We start from the raw sequence: 17,463 nt of genomic DNA on the forward strand, positions 1-17,463 counted from the left end.
GGTAGAACCGGACGGATCGGCGGTATCGCTGTAAGATAAGATTGGAAGGAGTGTTAACGATGTATCAACTAGTATTGGTCAGACACGGAGAAAGTGAATGGAACAAGTTCAACCTGTTTACCGGGTGGACAGATGTGGAGCTGTCTGAGAAGGGCGTACAGGAAGCGGAGGAAGCCGGAAAATTGCTCAAAGCGGCAAATTTCAAGTTTGATATCGCCTATACTTCTTACCTGAAGCGGGCGATTAAGACGCTTTATCATATTTTGGATGAGATGGAGCTGTTGTGGATTCCGGTTCATAAGACCTGGCAGTTGAATGAACGTCATTATGGGGCGCTGCAAGGCTTAAGCAAGTCGGATACGGCGGAAAAATACGGGGATGAACAGGTGCTGCTCTGGAGGAGAAGCTATGATGTGCTGCCGCCTGCGCTGACTAAGGAAGATGATCGTTATCCTCGCCATGACCCTAAATATAATGAGCTCACCGATGAGGAGCTTCCGTTAACAGAGAGTCTCAAAGAGACGGTCATTCGCGTTGAGGACTATTGGGAGCGGGAGATCAAGCCGCAGATCATTCAAGGCAAGCAAGTCGTTATAGCAGCGCACGGCAACAGTCTGCGTGCCTTGATCAAATATCTGGAACAGCTCAGCAGTGAGCAAATTGTGGATGTGAATATTCCGACGGGGACACCGCTCGTGTACACGCTGGACGAGCAATTCAAACCGATAGAGAAATATTATCTGGGCAGCCAAGGGAAGATTGAGCAAAAGATCGAAACCGTCGCTAATCCAGATACGATTATGGAGTAATTGCTTAAATAATTCGTTCAAAAGCCAAGGTCTGATGTTTAGGATCTTGGCTTTTGAGATTGAAGTTTAAATATTGCACATTTCTCGCAGCGCTGACCAACCAGCACAAAGGTAACAGCATTTATCTTCATTCGCTTGAAAGGTCAAAATTTTACTCGTGGAAGGTCATAATTCATCCTTGGTTCTCTATGGCTTGCTAAGTATGATGAAAGCAACCATCAGTTATTTTGGAAGGAGCATGTCTCATATGCACAAGCAGAATCAGAGCAAACAAAATCGAGGGCGCCTCACAATCCCTACCGACCTTGATGTCGTAGGAGAAACACTGAAAACGATGGAGCTATGGGGCGCTGATGCAGTACGCGATGCAGACGGCACAACATTCCCGCAAGAGCTAGTAGATTGTGGAGCGAAAATATACGCTACTTATTATACGACCCGTAAAGACAACCATTGGGCAAAAGCAAACCCTGATGAAGTACAGCAATGCTATATTTCTACGAGATTTGTAGCTGCTACAGATGCGACTCTCTCTATTCGGTTGTTGGAAGGGATTAGCGAAGACTTATTGCTGGTAAACAACCGTGATGATATCTACCGTTGGTGGGAAGTCATCGATCGTACCACTGGCGAGGTCGTACTGACAAATCACTGGAGCTATGATGAAGCAAGCGGCTGTGTAGTTATTAATCACACGACACCTTATCATGAGTATAGCGTTAGCTTCTTGACCTATCTGATCTGGGATCCTGTCCATATGTACAATGCGGTCGTTAATGATTGGAAGGATTTCGAACGACAAATTACGTTTGATGTACGTCAGCCTAAGACACGGGAATACTCTAAAGGCAGACTGCGTGAATTTTTGCGCGAAAAGTCCTATGTTAATGTAGTCCGCTTCACAACCTTCTTCCATCAGTTCACGCTTATCTTCGATGAGCTGCGCCGGGAGAAATACGTGGACTGGTACGGCTATTCCGCTAGCGTCAGCCCTTATATCCTCGACCAGTTCGAGCGTGAAGTAGGCTATAAGTTCCGTCCGGAATATATTATCGACGAAGGTTACTATAACAATCAGTATCGGATTCCCTCTAAACAATACTTGGACTTTATGGCCTTCCAACGTCGCGAGGTGGCGGCGCTGGCGAAAGAACTCGTGGATATTACCCATGAAGAAGGCCGCGAAGCGATGATGTTCTTAGGCGACCATTTTATTGGTACAGAGCCTTATATGGACGAGTTTAAAACGATCGGACTGGATGCAGTCGTGGGTAGCGTGGGCAATGGTTCGACACTGCGCTTAATTAGCGATATTCCTGGCGTGAAATACACAGAAGGGCGCTTTTTGCCTTACTTCTTCCCTGATACGTTCCATCCTGGCGGCAATCCGACAGCAGAAGCTCAAGACAACTGGTTAACAGCAAGACGAGCTATTTTGCGTAAGCCTGTGGATCGCATCGGTTATGGCGGCTACTTGAAGCTGGCGCTGGACTTCCCGGATTTTGTGGAATATGTAACGCAAGTGGCCGATGAATTCCGTGATTTATATGAAAAAGCTCGCACGAAGCCGCTATGCCTTGCTAAGGTTGCTGTTCTGAACTGCTGGGGGAAAATGCGCTCTTGGGGTTGCCATATGGTGCATCATGCCCTGTATCAGAAGCAGAACTACAGCTATGCGGGGATTATTGAAATTTTGAGTGGTGCTCCGTTCGATGTATCTTTCATTAGCTTTGATGATATTCGTGACCAGCCGCAGCTGTTAAATGATATCGACGTCATTATTAATATCGGTGACGCAGATACGGCACATACTGGCGGCGATAACTGGAAGGACCCGTATATCGCTGAGCAGATTCGCGGATTTATTGCTCGCGGAGGCGGTTTTATCGGGGTAGGCGAACCTTCTGCGGTTCAGCACCAAGGCCGCTTCTTCCAACTGGGCGATGCTCTTGGCGTAGAACTGGAGCGCGGCTTCACCCTCGGCTACGATAAATATAATTGGGACGTATTGTCTTCTCACTTTATTACCGCCGATATGGATGGTGATATTAATTTTGGAGAAGGCAAGAAGAACGTATATGCGACGAGCGCTGAGATTTTAGCTTGCAATGATAAAGAAGTGCAGTTTGCAGTTAACAATTACTTTGACGGTCGTTCGGTCTATATCGGCGGGCTGCCATACAGTGCGGAGAATGCTCGCTTGCTGCACCGCGCTATTTTATGGTCATGCAGTAAAGATAACGAATTGCACAATTGGTTTAGTTCAGATGCGCATACGGAGATCCATGTCTATCCGGAGACAGGCACGTATTGCGTTGTCAATAATACCGCGGAGCCACGCAACACGACAGTATATGCGAACGGCAAGAGCTTCGATTTAGAACTCAAGGGCGGCGAACTGCGTTGGTTCAACATGTAAGTTAGCCGCTGAAGCGATGACCAAGCATTAAATAGAATCCCCCTGATGTGGCAGTAAGGAGTCACTTCTCAGGGGGATTTTTAGTGTGCAAGCTTGGGGATGGAATGGATTTTTTCCTTTGAAAGGGACATGGCAGCATGGAAGAGATTCTAATTGCGTGTAAGGAGCGGAAGGCCGTCGTGGAGAGAACATTTAACATAAAAAAGTCAGGGCCCCCTTTACGAGGGCCCCAATCATGGGAGAGGAGAAACCGGACGAAGAGCTTATGGGGAAACGTAAGTCTTCTCCGCGGTTGTCTACGACATTTGGTGATGTCGATAGTTCAAGTTTGCCCGGGCCTGGGCGATTTATACATGTATATCCTTAAAAAGTAATTCGAAATTACATTTTTCATTCTATGCGGGAGTATGGTACGATATCGACAGGCATTTTGGAGCCTGAAAATTATATTATTGCTCTATTTTGATTGTGTTCAAACCGTCCAGTTTTAGTATCGAAACTTATGAAAACCTGCCATCAAGCCGCGATTGCTTATTCTTAAATGGCCTTGTTAAGGTTTTCTTATCAAAAGCGGACTTTTGAATTGACTTTTAATAGAGCGGCATTGTGCAAGGGTGTGTGAACTAGCATGAGAGTCATATCGGGCAGTGCCCGGGGCAGGACACTGAAGGCGGTTCCCGGGATGGGAACAAGGCCGACAACAGACAAAGTGAAGGAAGCTGTGTTTAGCATGATCGGGCCGTATTTTGACGGCGGTGCCGTGCTTGATCTGTTCGCGGGGACGGGCGGACTAGGCATCGAAGCGCTCAGCCGCGGTATGGACAAGGCGGTATTCGTGGACCTCGATTACAAGAGCGTCGAAGTGGTGCGTGCCAATTTGCAGACCGCCGGTTTGGCGGAACGTGCAGAGGTTTATAAGAATGATGCGGAAAGAGCACTGAAGGTGCTGGCCAAGCGCGAAGCAGCATTCGAGCTGGTGTTCCTTGATCCGCCGTATCGGCTTAAGTTTGGGGAAAAGCTGATGCAAGCGATGGACGAGCTTAAACTGCTTGAAGATCGCGCGACGGTTGTGTTGGAGTATGAATCTTCCTATGTCTATCCGAGCTGCTTCGGCAATTTTACAGAGCTGCGCAAAGCGGAGTACGGAGAAACTGCCGTATCCATATACAGGTATGAGCCGTAGAAGTTCAGACTAGGACACCCCGTCATATAAGGAGGAAAACAGTACTTATGGAACAGCAAAAAGCACCGCGAATCGCCGTATATCCGGGCAGTTTTGATCCTATTACCAATGGACATATGGACATCATCCAGCGGGCTTCCCGTCAGTTTGACAAGCTCATCGTGGCTGTGTTGAACAATCTGAGCAAGAAACCGCTCTTTACGGTTGAGGAGCGCAAAGAGCTAATCTCTACAGTAACGGGCCATTTGCCTAATGTTGAGGTAGACAGCTTCCGTGATCTGCTCGTTAATTATGTGGATTATCGCAAAGCGGACGTCATCGTTAGAGGGATCCGCTCGGTTACGGATTTTGAATATGAATTACAGCTCGCGTCCTTGAATCACCAGCTTAATCATAATGTCGAGACGATCTTTATGATGACGAACCCTAAATATTCATACCTTAGCTCAAGCGTAGTCAAGGAAATCGCCTATTTCAAAGGTGATCTTGGGGACCTGGTTCCGAATGAAATTGAACAAGCCCTAAGAAAAAAATACGAAGATATGCCAAAGCCACAATGAGCCGAGCAATGCTTACTGGCGGGTGCTTCTTCTCCATGTAAGCGAGATAGCGGCGAAGAGGATAACGAGCAAGACCAATAACCACATAGACTTATGTAACGAGCCAGCCGCTAGCTGCCAGTTCGGAAGCGCTGCTTCCATCCGGCCTGTTAGCGGGTGGTTCATTTCCTTATAGGCGGGAAGGGCGCCTGGCAGTAGAGTAACAAGGGGGCGCCAAAGTATTAAAGTCAACACAAAGGCATAGGCCCCGTGAAGAATACGCTGGAGAATAAATCTGCGACCGCCGATTCCGACAGGCTTCAATACGGCCTGGACTTGAAGGAAAGAGCATATTCCGCTCCATCCTAACGCAGCGCCAAGCAAGGCGGCCAGCATGGGTTGTGAAAGGGTAAGCTTCGTAATCGCGTGCGTCCCCAGATGGATTTCCGCTGCTCCGGCAATGAGATAGGACAGGGCGGATGTCGGGAGAAACGAGTTGACGACGTGAATAATGACGGCAAAGATCAACATATAACCGCCAATGGTCATCAAGGTCTGAACTCCATTAGCGACGGAATCTCCCAGCAGCTTGCCGAAGCTGCGGCCATCCTCTTGCCTCGCCTGCTCCATTTTCCGCAGTGCCAGTTTTAGTCCGGTCTGCGGCCTGGATGGAGCTGTTTTGTTCAAAGGGTTCTGCTGCCCGATCCGGCGTTTCTCATGGTTGCTGGGCGCGGTATTACGCCAGAATTGGTTTAGCGTAAAAGCTGCTGCCAGGCCGGAGATCCAGTGAATACAGAGCAGCAACAAGCCAAGGTCCGGGTTATTCAGATAACCGGCTCCGATGACGACCATGATGAGCATCGGGCTGGCGAAATGAGCGGTAGCGGCCATTCTTTCGGCTTCGTCTGCTGTGATTCTCCTCTGTTTATATAGGGTTGCTGCTGCGGCAGCAGACGCTGGAAAACCGGCCGTCATCCCGAGCGGGAGAATCCAGCCGAAGGAGCCCGGAAGCTTGAGGATTCTGCGTGTGAAGGGCTCCAGAATAACGCCGAGTCCCTGCGGGAATCCGCCGGCAATGAGCATTTCAGATAGAACGAGAAAAGGCAAAATTGCCGGGAATACAACTCGCCACCAGAGAGACAGACCTTGCCCGGAGGCTTGAAAGGCCGGGCCGGGGGCAGCGACAATACAGATTACAAGTAGTATAGCAATAGCAGCAAACAGTATGGTTGAAGACATCTTGCCTGCGCTTCCCTGTTCGCGTTGCATAAGCGTTCACCTTCTTCATATGTATATGGAAATGGACGGCTAGTACTATGCATATGCTGGACAAGGGAACGGAAGACCAATGAGATATCAACCATGCTTGGAGGGGGATTACAAATGCGATCCAATAAATCGGTAGTCATCAAAGTAACTCTATACTTGATAACCCTGGTCGTTCTCGTATATGTAATGGTATATATGCCGACGCCCTATATGATTAATCAGCCCGGACTTGCAGAGGAGATCAAGCCGATGGTGAGTATTCCTGCCGCTGATCCGGAAGAAAAAGGCACATTCATGCTTACGACCGTGTCTGTCAGTTATGCGAATCTGGCGATGCTGGCGACCGCGCAATTTAATCGCAACGCCGAGGTTGTACGCAAGGAGCCGGATCGTAATGAAGAGGAATATGAGACGCAGCAGAAGTATTATATGAGCAGTTCGCAATCCAGTGCTATTATGGCGGCTTATCATCTAGCAAATATCGATTATGAGATTGTTCCGGAGTATGTATTTATTGTTGGTCTTTACAAGGCAGTTGCCCCTAAGGGCGATTTCCATCCTGGGGACATTATTCGCAAGGTTGAAGGCCAGCCGATTGGCAAGTTTGAGGATTTATCGGTATTGATGGCCGGGAAGAAACCTGGCGACCGGGTGAGCATCCAGTTGGAGCGCAAGAATAAGACTTTGGACGAACAGGTAGAGCTGATTGACATATCCGAGAACAAGGATGGGAGCAAAGCGGGGCTTGGCATCTCCATCGGCGAGGTGCGCAAGGTTGACCCTGCTGTAGAGGACCAGGAGGTCAAATTCATCGATACCCGCATTGGCGGCCCTTCTGCAGGTTTAATGTTCACCTTGGAGATATATAACCAGCTTACGCCAGGAGACCTGTCCAAAGGCTATCGGGTTGCCGGTACAGGGACGATTGCCGAGGACGGCACGGTTGGGGAAATCGGGGGAGTACAGTTCAAGATCGTTGCCGCCGAGAGGCAGCATGCCGACATCTTTTTTGTGCCGGTGAACAATTACGAAGTTGCCAAAGCGAAGGTCGATCAGATCGGCAGCAAGATGAAGCTGGTCAAGGTACAGACCGCGCAAGAAGCGCTGGAGTATTTGCAGCAGCTTGATCCAAAGGCTTGATTCTGGAAGGCCCGGTTGAATTCAAGATTCGAAGTCGAGCCTTCTTCATGAAGTTGCCTCGTGATCAAAAGTGGCTTTTTTGAATTACCAAGTAAAACGAAGGTTCAATAAAGCCGGTTTTCAGCACCGAGAAGGTTGGATGAAGCCAGGGAGTGAGGAGCGGAGCGTACGTCTTTTGTACGAGAGCCCCGGAAGGCCCGGTTGAATTCAAGATTCGAAGTCGAGCCTTCTTCATGAAGTCGCCTCGTGATCAAAAGTGGCTTTTTTGAATTACCTTTAAAGTTTGATCGGGGGTTGGCGGTAGTCGCGGAACAAATCAACCCCCGTCCGCTCCGGCATAGCATTAGCATAGACGGCTGAAGCTCTAATATCGGCATCGAGCTGCGGATGAGACAGATCGGCAGCTCGAGTGATGATCGGGAGCTTGGCCGTCTTTTTCATCTTCTTCAACAGCTGCCGACCACGCTCGTTGAAGCCGAGAACTCGCAAGTAATGCGGTCCGGCGGATAAGACCTCGCGCGAACCCATTGGCCGTGTATGTCCAAGAAGTGTATGCATGAGTGTGCGCTGAAGCTTGGTATGGGTGTAGCGTTTGGTCTTTAATTGCTCTATCAGTTCGGTTACGGTTGCTTGCTCCAGCTTGGGCAAGATTTTGTGGATGCGGTGCTCCAGCCCTTCGTTCATCTCCGGATGACCGGCCAGCACCTCTGGCGTAGCCGAGAGGAGGCGGCTGAACAAGGGCTGTGAGAAGCGGTCCCAATCCATCGGACCGCGGCCTGCCGCGAATTCACGCTGCAGAATCTCCAGCGTGAAGGGCGGCAGGTAGGCGGCGGCAGCGGCGAGCGAGCCGCCGCCAGAGATGAGCNCGCGAAAATGATAGGCATGTCCGTTATGTAGTGGATTATATTCAACAATTAGTCCTACGGTATTCAAAGCCATCACCTTTTAGGTTAGAATAAGTGTTAGTCTTCTTAACTTTAAGTTTTTATTGGTTTAAATGTTATTCAATTAATAAAGAATATAACATATAGCCCCCGCAGTGTGCCTCCTTAGAGAAAGCGATGGTGAGCATTCTGTTTTTTTGCCAGTCAGAAGGTGACTCCAAGAGGGCAAGCCGCGTGAATTGAAGTTAAGGGAATACCGATTACAGTTGACAAAACTTAGCCTGGATCGGTATAATTATTTTTGTTTGTTTGGAGTGATACTCATGATTATTAATTTTCGTCAGATCTCTTCATCCGAAGCTCCGGTGGAGTTCCACCAGACATTGGATGTCGGTCATGTAGTTCAGGGACGGAAGGACATTACGGGGATTTCCCCATTGCAAGCTGAACTGCAGGCTGAGCCGGCAGGGGGCGGTGTTGTTCGCGTTACCGGGCGCTTATCGACGGAATTGGACATGTCCTGTTCCAGATGCTTGAAGCCACTCAAGCGTCGCGTGGATGTTCGATTTGAAGAAGCCTTCAAACAAAGTGACGAGGATAACGCTGAGCTGGATGAAGGAGAAGAGGATTTGGTGCTTGTATCCGTAGAACGTCTGGACCTAACACCTTATCTGGAGGAAGCGCTGCTGCTGGAACTTCCTTTTTCCGCCGTTTGTAAGGATACCTGCAAGGGATTATGTCCATCCTGCGGAAGTGATCTGAATGAACGGCAATGCGATTGCAATACGGAGCGGATTGATCCGCGGCTGGCTGCACTAGGCGACTTTTTCAAGAAGTAAGCAGGTAGAAAGTACGTCGTTAGACGTTTTTCTTATAATTTCCAGGAGAGATGATAGCCATCTCACAGGTTACCGTTTCTACTTGAAAGTGACATTATGAAAACACCGATGCAGGGTTTATTTGATAAGGAGGTGGAGAACCATGGCAGTACCTCAACGGAGAACGTCCAAGACGCGTCGCGACAAACGCCGTACGCATTTCAAATTGGCTGTGCCGGGCATGGTAAAATGTGAACAATGCGGAGAATTGAAGCTTGCTCACCACGTATGCAAAGTATGCGGAACATACAAATCGAGAGAAATTATTAACCAATAAAACTTGATTTCGTTAACGCAAAGTAGTACTTCATTTTGATGAAGTGCTACTTTTTTTGTTATTATAGAATAAACTCATGATCTGCTGAAGATCCGTTTTTAATTCTAACGAAACCTGGGATCGTTATTTGCCCGAAAATGGAGTCATAAAAATTCTAACGAAACAGGGTAACGCTATTTGCTATAAACAGTGCGTTTGGGGAAGGATTTTGCTTGAATAACGCTCCTGAGTTTCGTTAGAATCTGAAGGCTTGTATTTTCGCCATAATAAGGCTTCTGAGTTTCGTTAGAAGTTCAAGCTAAAAGAACACAAGCATTGCACAACATTACATATTTAATCCAACCTGGCAAGTGGCGGTGAAAACAACGGCTGGACCGGGCGAAATTGCCTCAGCTTGGAATTCTGCTTTCTTTTTGCGGTAAGTTGATTTATACTATTTTAGTACCAGGTTCTAAAATGGAGCGGATATTAATCTATAAGTAAGTGTTCGAAAAGACCCGGCTGAATTCAAGCTTCAAGGTTTCGAAGTTGGATCATTTCCTGTAACTTCGCTGTAGATATAGAATTTACTCGCGTAGATATAGAATTTACTCGCATAGTATTACTCGCATAGTATTTACTCGCAACAACTATTACTTATAAATTGTTATATCGCAGGAAGAACTACCGGCGAATTGCGGTTGCTCAACCTTGTATGACTTCGAACGGTTTTCTTATCAAAGGCGGGCTTTTTGAACAATCTCTATAAGTGCAAGTTTACGTACTTTATATAATTGTAGCCATTCTGCAGGGGGGGATATCCAATCGAACGTTTGCCGAAAAAAGCGAGACAGCAGCAGCTTGTTAAATTAATTGAAGAGAATCCTTTCGTTACGGATCAGGAATTGACTCGGAAGTTGAAGGTCAGCATTCAGACGATTCGCTTGGATCGGATGGAGCTGGGCATTCCTGAGCTTAGGGAACGGATGAAGCAGATGGCAGAACGCTCTTACGACCAGGTTCGTTCTTTGCCGCTGCATGAGGTGATCGGGGAAATCGTTGATTTGCAGCTGGATAAGAGCGGGATCTCCATCTTCGAGATCCGTGATGAACATGTATTCTCAAGAACCGGCATTGCGCGCGGACACCATGTGTTTGCACAAGCAAATTCTCTAGCTGTCGCGGTCATCAATGATGAGATTGCCCTGACCTTCTCGGCGGACATCCGATTTATCAGATCGGTTCATTTAGGAGAGAAATGCATTGCCAAGGCTTACGTCCGTCCCTCTTCCGGGAATAAGGCCAAAGCCAAGGTTGAAGTGTTTACCTATGTCGGTGAGGAAATGGTATTTCAAGGAAACTTCGTCATTTACCGCTCGACCGGGGATGACAATCATGAAGGGGGAAACATACATGCGGATCGCCATTGATGCTATGGGCGGCGACTTTGCACCGGATAGTACTGTGAAGGGGGCAATGGACGCGGCCCGCGAATGGAGCGACACCGAGATTATACTTGTCGGGCATCAGGATCGTCTCAGACCGTTAATGTCGGAGGCCCCGGCCAATCTTATTCTTCATCATGCGGAAGATGTTATTGAAGCGGAGGACGAGCCGGTAAGAGCGGTTCGACGTAAAAAGGATGCTTCCATGGTCGTAGCGGGACGTCTTGTGCATGATAAAGAAGCTGATGCGATGATCTCTGCGGGAAATACGGGCGCGTTGATGACGACGGGTCTGCTCGTTGTCGGCAGAATGGAAGGAATCGAGCGTCCGGCCCTTGCTCCGATTATACCAACGATGGACGGCCGCGGTGTCCTGGCGCTGGATCTGGGCGCGAATATGGATGCCAAGCCAGAGCATTTGGCCCAGTATGCTTTGATGGGCAGTATTTATCGTGAGAAGGTGGCTGGAATCGCCAAGCCGCGCGTAGGCTTGCTTAATGTTGGGACCGAAGCGAAGAAGGGCAACGAGTTAACCAAAGCAGCTTATCCGCTTTTACAAGAATTGCCGATCCACTTTATCGGTAACGTAGAGGCTCGCGATGTGTTAACTGGCGCTTGCGACGTACTGGTCTGCGACGGGTTTGCCGGAAATATCCTGCTGAAATCCCTTGAAGGAACAGCTGGAGCGATGTTCTCTGTCTTGAAGCAAGAATTCACGAAGTCCCTGAAGAACAAGCTGGCAGCCGCTGTGCTGATGCCTTCCTTGCGTGGAATGAAGCAGATGATGGACTATAAGCAGCATGGCGGTGCGCCGTTGCTTGGGTTAAGCGGACTGGTTGTAAAAAGCCATGGCTCCTCGGATAGCGAAGCGATCAAGAATGGGGTCCGGCAAGCACGGCTGGCGATTGAGAGTCGGTTAACGGAGAGCATATCACAAGAAATTAGCGGGAAGAGAGTGGAGAGTATATGAAAATGCGTTCCGTAGGCATTATTGGAACCGGCAAATATGTTCCAGAGCGAGTGTTAACGAATGCGGATTTGGAGAAAATGGTGGATACCAACGACGAATGGATCGTATCCCGTACCGGAATTCGCGAGCGCCATATTGCGGCACCGGAGCAAGCGACTTCTGATTTGGCTTATGAAGCGGCGGTACGTGCGCTGAAGTCGGCGGGAATGACCGCGGATCAGCTTGAATTGATCATCGTTGCTACTATCACGCCGGATACTTCATTTCCGTCGACAGCTTGCATTTTGCAAGACAAACTGGGTGCCAAGCATGCGGCTGCTTTTGACTTATCTGCGGCTTGTTCTGGATTCGTATACAGTATGGCGACCGCTAATGGCTTTATTCAAACGGGAATGTACAAAAATGCACTCATTATCGGGGCGGATACCCTGTCCCGGATTACGGATTATACAGACCGCAACACCTGCGTCTTGTTTGGAGACGGAGCGGGTGCGGTTATCGTCGGAGAGGTGCCTGAAGGACGTGGCTTCCTGTCGTTTGATCTTGGCGCCGAAGGGGCTGGGGGCGACCTGCTGAAGCTGGCTGCCGGGGGATCTCGCCTGCCTGCCTCCGAAGCTACCGTTGAGGGGAAGCAGCACTATATCTATATGAACGGTCGCGAAGTATTCAAATTTGCCGTTCGGGTAATGGGGACGGCAACCGAAGAAGTATTGCGCAAAGCAGGCAAGACAAAAGAAGATATCGACCTATTCGTTCCACATCAGGCGAATATCCGCATCATTCAATCTGCGATGCAGCGGCTTGATTTGCCGGAAGAAAGATGCGTTATCAACGTCGACAAGTATGCCAATACATCGGCAGCATCTATTCCGCTTGCGCTTGTAGAAGCAGCAGAAGAGGGCCGGATCAAGGAAGGCGACACAGTTCTGCTCGTCGGCTTCGGTGGCGGCTTGACCTGGGGAGCGTCCGTCCTCGTCTGGTAATTGTGCTAAACCATAAAATCGCAGACAGAGATGAATAAGAGCTTAAGTTCAAAAAGGACGATTCTCAGCATCGAGAAGGCTAGACGAGCGAGTGCGCTACGCTGATGAAATTCGATATCGTAAGAAAAGGGGTCTTTGTATCGCAGTCACTTATTTTTGAGGTGGCTTCGATCAATTTTCTTACCAAATATGGCTTTTTGAACAATCTCTAGGAGCGAATAATAAGGAGTGCGGATAAATAAAATGGGAAAAATAGCGTTTGTTTTTCCGGGACAAGGTTCCCAGAGCGTCGGCATGGGTAAGGATCTGTTCGATCAATCCCCGGATGCTAGACGATTATTTGGGCTGGCGGATGCGAAGCTTGGCTTTCCGCTTAGCGAACTGATCTTTGAAGGCCCTGAGGATGAACTGAAGCAGACAGCCAATACGCAGCCTGCCCTGCTCACGACCAGTGTCGTCATGTATGAGGCTCTTGCCGCCAGAGGAATAAAGCCGGATTTTGTAGCCGGTCACAGCTTGGGGGAATACAGTGCGCTTACAGCTGCCGGTGTATTGTCATTTGAAGATGCCGTATCTATCGTTCGTGCCCGCGGCGAATTTATGGAACAGGCTGTTCCAGGTGGACAAGGGGCAATGGCGGCCGTGCTTGGCGGAGAACGCGAGGGCTTAGAGGGGCTATGTGCCGAAATTAGCAATGGCGGTCATCCGGTTGAGCTGGCCAACGTCAATTGCCCGGGACAGATCGTCGTATCTGGCAGCAAAGAAGGTGTTGGGCAAGTTGTAGAACGTGTAAAAGAAATCGGTGCGAAAAGGGCGATCCCGCTCGAAGTAAGCGGTCCGTTCCATTCCTCTCTGATGCGGGAGGCAGCGGAGCGTCTTAGCGGTAAGCTGGATAGTGTGTCCTTTCAGGATGCTTCTGTAGCGGTTGTCGCCAACGTAACGGCACGTCCGGTTCAACAGTCTGGGGAGATCAAGCAGCTGCTTGTGCAGCAAGTGTATTCTCCTGTGCTGTGGTCGGACAGTATTGCCTGGCTGATCGAGCAAGGTGTGGACACTTTTGTTGAATTGGGGCCAGGAAGCGTTCTAACCGGCCTGATTAAGAAAATCGACAAGACGGTTGCTTTGTACAATGTGAAAGATCTGGAAACGCTGGAGAAGACGATAGAAGCGCTGGGCTAAGAGAATGTTTAGCTTTAATGATCAGGAATAATATGCATATATTATAAAAAAATATTTGATTTACAATATTTTAGTTGATTTCTGTTAATAAAGATCGTATCATTGTTTCTCGTACTACGAGGAATCGTCCTGGAATGATCTGTTTTATCCTAGGAAAGGAGATGGATGTATGAGCCAATTGCTTGAAGGACAAACTGCACTTGTTACCGGCGCATCACGCGGGATCGGGCGCAGCATCGCTCTTGCTCTTGCTGGTGCCGGCGCTAATATCGCTGTGAATTATGCGGGCAACGAGGAAGCGGCTGCTAAAGTCGTGGCTGAGATTGAAGCGCTTGGAGTTAAGGCGTATGCGGTTAGAGGCCATGTCGGCGATAGCGAACAATTCGATGCCATGGTGAAAGGCGTTGTCGAAGCCTGGGGCCGAATTGATATTCTGGTGAATAATGCTGGAATTACTAGAGATAATTTGATCATGCGCATGAAGGAAGAAGAGTTCGATGAAGTGATCGCTACGAATCTCAAGGGTGTTTTCAACGGGATTAAATCTGTAACTCGTCCGATGATGAAGCAGCGCTCAGGCCGGATTATTAATATTTCCTCCGTAGTCGGCGTTTTAGGCAATGCTGGTCAAGCGAATTATGTAGCAGCTAAGGCTGGCGTAATTGGATTGACCAAGTCGGCGGCACGCGAGCTGGCTTCGCGCAATATTACTGTGAACTGTATCGCACCGGGGTTCATTGAGACCGATATGACGGATCAATTGCCGGAAGAGGTGCGGCAGGGCATGCTGGGGAATATTCCGCTGGCGCGTCTTGGACAGCCAGAGGAGATTGCTAAGGTGGCTGTGTTCCTCGCTTCGGAGAGCGCGTCCTATATGACAGGACAGACGCTGCACGTGGATGGCGGAATGTATATGTAATTTGCTTCTTCCTTCTATGGCTTTTTAACTTAGATTCTCGTATAATACCAAAGAGGAGGTGAACCGGATGTCCGATGTATTTGATCGCGTAAAACGCATTGTAGTGGATCGCCTCGGCGCTGATGAAGCCGAAGTAACGCTTGAAGCGTCTTTCAAAGATGACTTGGGTGCTGATTCCCTTGATGTGGTTGAACTTGTTATGGAATTAGAAGATGAGTTCGATCTGGAAATTTCAGACGAAGATGCAGAGAAGATTACGACTGTAGGTGAAGTTGTTAACTACATACAATCTCATACCTAATGTCATGACAAAGTCCCGTACCTCCTTTCAAGCAGGCGGGACTTCTCCTCTTCTATTGCATTTTATGATTGTATTTGAACATGTAAATTGAATTTACACATGAAGTCTATATGAGGTGAGTGTGTTTGAAACATAGAGTAGTCATAACCGGTATGGGCTCTGTTACAGCCCTTGGCAGCGATTTGGATACGCTCTGGAATAACTTGATTCAAGGTAAATCCGGGGTGTCGCAAATTGAGTCTTTTGATGTCAGTGAATATACGACGCGAATTGCCGCTTCGGTTAAGGATTTCAATCCTGAGGATTATATGGACCGCAAGGATGCGCGCAAGATGGATCGTTTCGTCCAGTTTGCTGTTGCTGCTGCCAGCCGCGCGATGGCCGACAGTGGTCTGAACATTGCTGAAGATACGGACCCGGAACGGGTTGGTGTCATGATCGGTTCAGGGATCGGCGGCCTGGGAACCTGGGAAGATCAACATTCCATTTTGCTGGAGAAAGGTCCTAGGCGGGTTAGCCCGTTCTTCATTCCGATGATGATTGCGAACATGGCTTCCGGTCAGGTATCGATTACGTTCGGCGCGAAGGGACCTAACAGCACTGCGGTGACTGCGTGCGCGACCGGAACTCATTCCATCGGCGATTCGTACAAGCTGATCAAATATGGCGATGCTGATGTGATGATTTGCGGCGGCGCGGAAGCAACGATCCGTCCAACCGGACTTGCCGGATTCTGTTCCATGCGAGCGATGTCAACCCGTAATGATGATCCTGCGAAAGCGAGCCGCCCGTTTGATGCTGAGCGCGACGGTTTTGTTATGGGTGAAGGGTCCGGCGTATTGATCCTGGAGTCACTCGAGCATGCTCAGAAGCGCGGAGCCAAAATTTACGGCGAGGTTATCGGTTACGGCCTGAGCGGAGACGCTTACCATATGACTGAACCGAACCCGGAGGGTCCGGAGCGTTGTATGAAGATGGCGATTCGTGATGCTGATATCGATCCGAGTGAAATTGATTATATTAATGCACATGGTACTTCTACCCCTGTCGGCGACAAGTCGGAGACGATCGCTATTAAGCGAGCGCTTGGCGATCATGCTTATAAAGTGGCGATCAGCTCGACCAAATCGATGACAGGCCATCTGCTCGGTGCGGCAGGCGGCGTGGAAGCGGTAATCTGCGGATTAACGCTTCAGTATGGAATGATCGCGCCAACGATTAATTTAGAGCATCCGGATCCAGAATGCGATCTGGATTACGTCCCTAATGAAGCAAGACAGGCGGATGTTAGAATTGCTATGTCTAACTCTTTCGGATTTGGCGGCCATAATGCCACCATTATTCTGAAGAAATTCGAAGCATAAGGGGTCAGTCAGTTGAGTGGAGATTTAAAGCAATTACAGCACAAACTTCAACTGGTATTTCATAATAAGCAGTTATTACGACAGGCTTTTACCCATGCATCTTATGTGAATGAGCATCGCTTCAATCAGCACGAGGACAACGAGCGCCTGGAGTTTCTGGGCGACGCTGTCCTTGAGCTGACGGTGTCGGAACACTTATATCGCTTGTTTCCGGACCGTCCTGAAGGCGAGCTTACGAAGCTTCGGGCAGCCATTGTCTGCGAGCCGTCGTTAGTACGGTTTGCAGAACGCCTGGAGTTCGGGAAATACGTATTGCTTGGCAAAGGGGAGGAAATGACGGGCGGACGAACCCGTCCTGCTTTGCTGGCAGACGTATTTGAATCTTTTGTAGGAGCTCTGTATTTGGATCAGGGCCTGGAGGCGGTCACCGCTTTTTTGCATCGCTACATCTTCACGCAAATCGTGTTTGACGGGAAGCTTCAGACCACCGACTATAAAACGGAGCTTCAGGAATTAACCCAGCATCATAATATGGGAGCCTTGGAGTACCGGATTGTTGAAGAAAGAGGCCCGGCGCATGAACGCGAATTCGTCTCCGAAGTCTGGATGGACGGACGCAGTTTAGGGCGCGGGACCGGTAGGTCGAAGAAGGAGGCCGAGCAGCAGGCAGCGCAAGTCGCGCTGGAGCAGCTACGGCGGGTTTAACTGAAAAAAATAAGAATAAGAGTTCAAAAAGGTCGGTTTTCACATCGAAGCCTATGCTTGCGGTGTGCGTTTTTTCAAAACGCTTCAGTTGAATGAAGTTATGATTCACTTCGTGATCAAAAGCGGACTTTTTGAACTACTTCGAAGGGGCTTCCTATTACCATCTTTATGGCAACTGGAAAGCCCCTATTCTTTTGAATCTGATCTATATTTTGTCCGG

The 17,463-nt window shown here is 48.9% G+C and carries 17 protein-coding genes; 15 read left to right on the top strand and 2 right to left on the bottom strand.

Annotation, left to right across the window (positions count from 1 at the left end; genetic code table 11):
- Positions 1-59 precede the first annotated feature (59 nt).
- From gpmA to coaD, 4 genes are all read left to right on the top strand, one after another.
- On the top strand, positions 60-809 hold the full coding sequence (gene gpmA, locus BN1360_RS14950; RefSeq protein ID WP_068780651.1) for a 2,3-diphosphoglycerate-dependent phosphoglycerate mutase: 750 nt from the start codon (positions 60-62) through the stop codon (positions 807-809).
- A gap of 247 nt (positions 810-1,056) precedes the next feature.
- Complete coding sequence (gene gnpA, locus BN1360_RS14955; RefSeq protein WP_068780652.1) at positions 1,057-3,228, top strand: 1,3-beta-galactosyl-N-acetylhexosamine phosphorylase; 2,172 nt, start codon at positions 1,057-1,059, stop codon at positions 3,226-3,228.
- A gap of 628 nt (positions 3,229-3,856) precedes the next feature.
- Positions 3,857-4,411, top strand: a complete 555-nt coding sequence (gene rsmD, locus BN1360_RS14960) for a 16S rRNA (guanine(966)-N(2))-methyltransferase RsmD (RefSeq protein ID WP_068780653.1) — start codon at positions 3,857-3,859, stop codon at positions 4,409-4,411.
- 47 nt (positions 4,412-4,458) lie between these two features.
- Positions 4,459-4,971 carry a pantetheine-phosphate adenylyltransferase gene (gene coaD, locus BN1360_RS14965; protein ID WP_068780654.1) on the top strand — a complete coding sequence of 171 codons (513 nt, stop codon included), beginning with the start codon at positions 4,459-4,461 and terminating at the stop codon, positions 4,969-4,971.
- 12 nt (positions 4,972-4,983) lie between these two features.
- Here the strand turns inward: coaD and BN1360_RS14970 are convergent, their stop codons facing one another.
- Positions 4,984-6,219 (bottom strand): nucleoside recognition domain-containing protein, encoded by a 1,236-nt coding sequence (locus tag BN1360_RS14970; protein WP_068780655.1) that lies wholly within the window; start codon positions 6,217-6,219, stop codon positions 4,984-4,986.
- Positions 6,220-6,333: 114 nt separating this feature from the next.
- Between BN1360_RS14970 and BN1360_RS14975 the strand changes: the two genes are divergently transcribed.
- Positions 6,334-7,359: a SepM family pheromone-processing serine protease gene (locus BN1360_RS14975; protein ID WP_068780656.1), complete on the top strand. Its 1,026-nt coding sequence runs from the start codon at positions 6,334-6,336 to the stop codon at positions 7,357-7,359.
- A 276-nt stretch (positions 7,360-7,635) separates the two neighbouring features.
- On the opposite strand, the gene BN1360_RS14980 is transcribed toward BN1360_RS14975, so the two are convergent.
- Positions 7,636-8,298 carry a nucleotidyltransferase family protein gene (locus BN1360_RS14980; RefSeq protein ID WP_068780657.1) on the bottom strand — a complete coding sequence of 221 codons (663 nt, stop codon included), beginning with the start codon at positions 8,296-8,298 and terminating at the stop codon, positions 7,636-7,638.
- 268 nt (positions 8,299-8,566) lie between these two features.
- On the opposite strand from BN1360_RS14980, the gene BN1360_RS14985 reads away from it, so the two are divergent.
- From BN1360_RS14985 to rnc, 10 genes are all read left to right on the top strand, one after another.
- Positions 8,567-9,082, top strand: coding sequence for a YceD family protein (locus BN1360_RS14985; protein WP_068780658.1), 516 nt, complete (start codon positions 8,567-8,569; stop codon positions 9,080-9,082).
- A gap of 142 nt (positions 9,083-9,224) precedes the next feature.
- Positions 9,225-9,398, top strand: a complete 174-nt coding sequence (gene rpmF, locus BN1360_RS14990) for a 50S ribosomal protein L32 (protein WP_018750828.1) — start codon at positions 9,225-9,227, stop codon at positions 9,396-9,398.
- Between the two features lie 812 nt (positions 9,399-10,210).
- Positions 10,211-10,807, top strand: coding sequence for a transcription factor FapR (fapR, locus tag BN1360_RS14995; protein WP_068780659.1), 597 nt, complete (start codon positions 10,211-10,213; stop codon positions 10,805-10,807).
- The gene (plsX, locus tag BN1360_RS15000; protein ID WP_068780660.1) at positions 10,791-11,792 is read left to right on the top strand and encodes a phosphate acyltransferase PlsX; all 1,002 of its coding nucleotides are present in this window, start codon (positions 10,791-10,793) and stop codon (positions 11,790-11,792) included. Before fapR ends, plsX begins: the two co-directional genes overlap by 17 nt.
- Entirely contained in the window at positions 11,789-12,775 is a 987-nt protein-coding gene (locus BN1360_RS15005) for a beta-ketoacyl-ACP synthase III (protein ID WP_068780661.1), read from the top strand. The genes plsX and BN1360_RS15005 overlap by 4 nt, the downstream gene beginning before the upstream one ends.
- Positions 12,776-13,018: 243 nt before the next feature.
- Positions 13,019-13,954, top strand: coding sequence for an ACP S-malonyltransferase (fabD, locus tag BN1360_RS15010; RefSeq protein WP_068780662.1), 936 nt, complete (start codon positions 13,019-13,021; stop codon positions 13,952-13,954).
- A gap of 169 nt (positions 13,955-14,123) precedes the next feature.
- Complete coding sequence (gene fabG, locus BN1360_RS15015) at positions 14,124-14,873, top strand: 3-oxoacyl-[acyl-carrier-protein] reductase (protein ID WP_068780663.1); 750 nt, start codon at positions 14,124-14,126, stop codon at positions 14,871-14,873.
- 67 nt (positions 14,874-14,940) lie between these two features.
- Complete coding sequence (gene acpP, locus BN1360_RS15020; protein WP_068780664.1) at positions 14,941-15,174, top strand: acyl carrier protein; 234 nt, start codon at positions 14,941-14,943, stop codon at positions 15,172-15,174.
- Between the two features lie 125 nt (positions 15,175-15,299).
- Positions 15,300-16,538, top strand: coding sequence for a beta-ketoacyl-ACP synthase II (fabF, locus tag BN1360_RS15025; protein WP_082790078.1), 1,239 nt, complete (start codon positions 15,300-15,302; stop codon positions 16,536-16,538).
- A 12-nt stretch (positions 16,539-16,550) separates the two neighbouring features.
- Complete coding sequence (gene rnc / locus BN1360_RS15030) at positions 16,551-17,243, top strand: ribonuclease III (protein ID WP_068780666.1); 693 nt, start codon at positions 16,551-16,553, stop codon at positions 17,241-17,243.
- Positions 17,244-17,463: the final 220 nt, after the last annotated feature.

The organism is Paenibacillus sp. GM2, assembly GCF_900069005.2.
Lineage (GTDB): Bacteria > Bacillota > Bacilli > Paenibacillales > Paenibacillaceae > Fontibacillus.

Bases quoted from the DNA above. Each gene is read 5' to 3' on its own strand.
- BN1360_RS14985 (WP_068780658.1), top strand. From the start codon at position 8,567: ATGATTATTAATTTTCGTCAGATCTCTTCATCCGAAGCTCCGGTGGAG.
- rpmF (WP_018750828.1), top strand. From the start codon at position 9,225: ATGGCAGTACCTCAACGGAGAACGTCCAAGACGCGTCGCGACAAACGC.
- coaD (WP_068780654.1), top strand. From the start codon at position 4,459: ATGGAACAGCAAAAAGCACCGCGAATCGCCGTATATCCGGGCAGTTTT.
- BN1360_RS15005 (WP_068780661.1), top strand. From the start codon at position 11,789: ATGAAAATGCGTTCCGTAGGCATTATTGGAACCGGCAAATATGTTCCA.
- plsX (WP_068780660.1), top strand. From the start codon at position 10,791: ATGCGGATCGCCATTGATGCTATGGGCGGCGACTTTGCACCGGATAGT.
- fabD (WP_068780662.1), top strand. From the start codon at position 13,019: ATGGGAAAAATAGCGTTTGTTTTTCCGGGACAAGGTTCCCAGAGCGTC.
- BN1360_RS14975 (WP_068780656.1), top strand. From the start codon at position 6,334: ATGCGATCCAATAAATCGGTAGTCATCAAAGTAACTCTATACTTGATA.
- gnpA (WP_068780652.1), top strand. From the start codon at position 1,057: ATGCACAAGCAGAATCAGAGCAAACAAAATCGAGGGCGCCTCACAATC.
- acpP (WP_068780664.1), top strand. From the start codon at position 14,941: ATGTCCGATGTATTTGATCGCGTAAAACGCATTGTAGTGGATCGCCTC.
- rsmD (WP_068780653.1), top strand. From the start codon at position 3,857: ATGAGAGTCATATCGGGCAGTGCCCGGGGCAGGACACTGAAGGCGGTT.
- fabG (WP_068780663.1), top strand. From the start codon at position 14,124: ATGAGCCAATTGCTTGAAGGACAAACTGCACTTGTTACCGGCGCATCA.
- BN1360_RS14970 (WP_068780655.1), bottom strand. From the start codon at position 6,219: ATGCAACGCGAACAGGGAAGCGCAGGCAAGATGTCTTCAACCATACTG.
- gpmA (WP_068780651.1), top strand. From the start codon at position 60: ATGTATCAACTAGTATTGGTCAGACACGGAGAAAGTGAATGGAACAAG.